A 307-nucleotide genomic window follows, 5' to 3' on the forward strand; every position below is an offset into this window, starting at 1 on the left:
TTTTGCAAAGGCTGCAACTCTTTTTCTTGTGTTAATCCAGTGTACACCTGGCGTATATAAAAGTTTGTAGTGTTGTACATATTCTTAGCGTTATGACAACATTCTTGAAAATAAGAATACATACGATGCCCTTTTTTAATCCAAATTTGAAGAGTTTTATAGTTTGATGGATTTTCCTTTGTCATTTTATTCACCTCCTTGTTAAGGATATTATAGCAAAAACAGAATGTATGTTTCTGTTTTTCTTGAAAATAAAATATTTCTTTCGATTCACCTCACCACCTTCACTTACGTTTAGAGGTGGGAG

General features: G+C 32.2%; 1 pseudogene. It reads right to left on the minus strand.

The annotated features are described in order from the left end of the window. Positions 1-185 (minus strand): annotated as a pseudogene (locus BAQ44_RS17060) (RNA-guided endonuclease InsQ/TnpB family protein); the annotation flags it as partial. Positions 186-307 lie beyond the last annotated feature (122 nt).

The sequence above is a fragment of the Bacillus mobilis genome, assembly GCF_001884045.1.
GTDB classification, from domain to species: domain Bacteria; phylum Bacillota; class Bacilli; order Bacillales; family Bacillaceae_G; genus Bacillus_A; species Bacillus_A mobilis.